Here is a 2,350-nt window from a genome sequence, read left to right on the forward strand (position 1 = left end):
CTTGGACTACAGGGCTGGTTGGACGAAGATGAGCAGACCATCAAAACCATTGGTGTCCGGGTAGCGGCACAGGGAGAGTATGCGGTCCGGCAGACATTTGACGGAGCGGTTTGGATCGGGTCCAAGGACTACCGAGAGGCCAGCTGGAAGGATTTCGCCGGATTTGCCCATACCCTCAAATTAGGCGGCTTTACCGTTTATACCCGCTTGCCGGGTCCTGTTCCAGAGGAGCAATCAGCGCAGAAAGCAAAGCTGGAGGCCCTCTCCGCCATGGTACAGATCAGCTGGAAAGAGCCAGAGAATAAGGCGGCGAAAGCGCAGAAATACAAGTTATCCAAGCCGACTGAACCAGTGCTCACCTTTACCAGCTTCAACTTCAAGCTGGCGGTTATGGAAGTCCTGATGTACGAGAAAGGCTTACTGGCTCCTAAACTGGATGCACATGAGTTTGCCAGAGAGTATAGCCGACGCAAGATCGACATTGACGCGGAAGGGTATGAACCCATCCCAGAGATTCGGAAGTGGCTGGAGAAATACCCTGTCCCAGAGCGGCTGGCCCCGGAGGTCACAGAAATTGAGATGGATGGCGGCAGCGAGATTTATACCCAGCTCTGTCCGTTCTGGGATGGCGAGGATGGAGCCTTTGATCTTAATACCATTACGGAGGCGGAACTGCGCCAGTTCCCCAATCTCAACCATATTACTCTCATGTCCTCCAAGCCGGAACAGGTGCTGCCGGTTCTGGAACGGTGCAGTATCAAGGTAGACTTGCTGTGAGGTGAAAGCATGAAAGCGAAACTAAAAGTGATAAAGGACTGGGAGTTCGAGGAATTTGAACTGACGGGAACTTCCTTCAAATACAGCCCGACTGGATGCAAAGGTATGGTGGCCCGCAGCGAGGATGAAATTGTGTTTTGGACCTATCATCTCGCGCAAAAGTGCAGCGGCGTTTTGTGGGTCAAAGGCGAAGTTTCCAGGTGGATTCCCAGCCCGGAGCCGAAAGAGCAGCAAGATGTTTGGGAAGATCCTGTCTTGCTCTCATGCGACAGAGGAATACTGTTGGTTTGCCCGGCCAGTAAATCCCTTTGGTGGATGCCGCAGATGGATGGAGAGTGGATTCCGATCCCCATGGATAACTGGTGTGCCCAGGGTATTCCCAAGCCGGTAGCAGTCACCGGAAGCCAGGGCGTTTTCCCTATTGTGTGCCGAGTGGACAACTCCGCTGATGCGACCAACAGTTTTACCAGCCTGACGGTAGACCTTGAAACCATGACTGCACACTGGGCAGAAAGCGGCTCTTGTGTATACAGCAAAGCAGGAACCCGACAGACCCATTTGGCGGCAGTAGAGCGTGCTGGCGGAAATTTTGCCCAGGCAGACTTTCACTACAACTATCCTATGATTGGCTCTATACTGGAACAGAATGGACAGTTTTATGCCTTTTTGGAAAGCAGCACCATCAATCCGGCAGGTCTTTCTCTCATGGGCTACTATTGGTATCTGGAACTGGAGGAAAACGGACTATTCAAAAAGAAACTGTGGGGCAAAGATAATTTAAGCCGCCTGCCCGGAAAACACGGGATGCGCGGAAAATTCTCCGGTGACAGGACTTGCCTGATCCTGTCTCCCATTTTTAAGAATGATGACTGGAAGGGTAAACAAAAGGTGCTGCGCCTTTCAGATTTGGTGCTGATCGACCTTGCCATGCCCCGTGGATACGCTTCCTTCCATGTGCTGGATGTATGGGGAAACCGGGCATTTCTCAGCGATGAGAAAAACAAGCTGGTTCTTTGTGAAATGACCTTGGAACAGTTATGAGGTAAACCAATGGAATTATTTGCAAAAAGAATGACTTGGGAGCTGGACAATGAGGAAGGACTGTCCTGCCTGTCCTTTGAACTGGAGGATGGCTACTTTACACTCTCCCGCAAGACCGGCGCGGAAACACTCCGCTTGGAAATGAATGATCCAGCCAATGGTCAGTTGATTGACCCGGACTGTTTTGAATATGCCCTTGATAATACCAGGTTTCGTCTAAATATCGTGCGGAACAACCGAAAAGTTCTGCGGTATCTGGAAGAACACCACATCAACACGGAGTTGTATGGAGAAATCGTCCTTCACTACACTCCTCTCAGCAAGCCACAGCTTGAATCATTATCTGCCGTGGTTCTCAGACTGTTTTTCGGTGAACTGCTTTTTTAGGCGGAAACAGAAGTGTCGTTGGCAGAAATCATGCGAGGGGATAACTATGGTTAAAATTCATCGTATTTGGTTCAATACGGAGAGAATGGACAGAGAGGATCACTACAAAATCACATTATTCAGTCGCCCTCGTGTATCTATTCAT

At 50.3% G+C, this 2,350-nt stretch carries 3 protein-coding genes; all 3 read left to right on the forward strand.

What is annotated here, in order from left to right:
- Nucleotides 1-777 (forward strand): DUF6892 domain-containing protein (locus ACMP1L_RS11435; RefSeq protein ID WP_418453084.1); only part of this gene is annotated, 777 nt, incomplete at its 5' end.
- A 9-nt stretch (nucleotides 778-786) separates the two neighbouring features.
- Nucleotides 787-1,818, forward strand: a complete 1,032-nt coding sequence (locus ACMP1L_RS11440; protein ID WP_015565828.1) for a hypothetical protein — start codon at nucleotides 787-789, stop codon at nucleotides 1,816-1,818.
- A 9-nt stretch (nucleotides 1,819-1,827) separates the two neighbouring features.
- Nucleotides 1,828-2,205, forward strand: coding sequence for a hypothetical protein (locus ACMP1L_RS11445; protein WP_015565829.1), 378 nt, complete (start codon nucleotides 1,828-1,830; stop codon nucleotides 2,203-2,205).
- Nucleotides 2,206-2,350: the final 145 nt, after the last annotated feature.

The organism is Ventrimonas sp. (assembly GCF_048380235.1).
Taxonomy (GTDB): Bacteria; Bacillota; Clostridia; order Lachnospirales; family Lachnospiraceae; genus Brotaphodocola.

Excerpts from the sequence above, each read along its gene's own strand:
- ACMP1L_RS11440 (WP_015565828.1), top strand. The coding sequence starts at position 787 with ATGAAAGCGAAACTAAAAGTGATAAAGGACTGGGAGTTCGAGGAATTT.
- ACMP1L_RS11445 (WP_015565829.1), top strand. The coding sequence starts at position 1,828 with ATGGAATTATTTGCAAAAAGAATGACTTGGGAGCTGGACAATGAGGAA.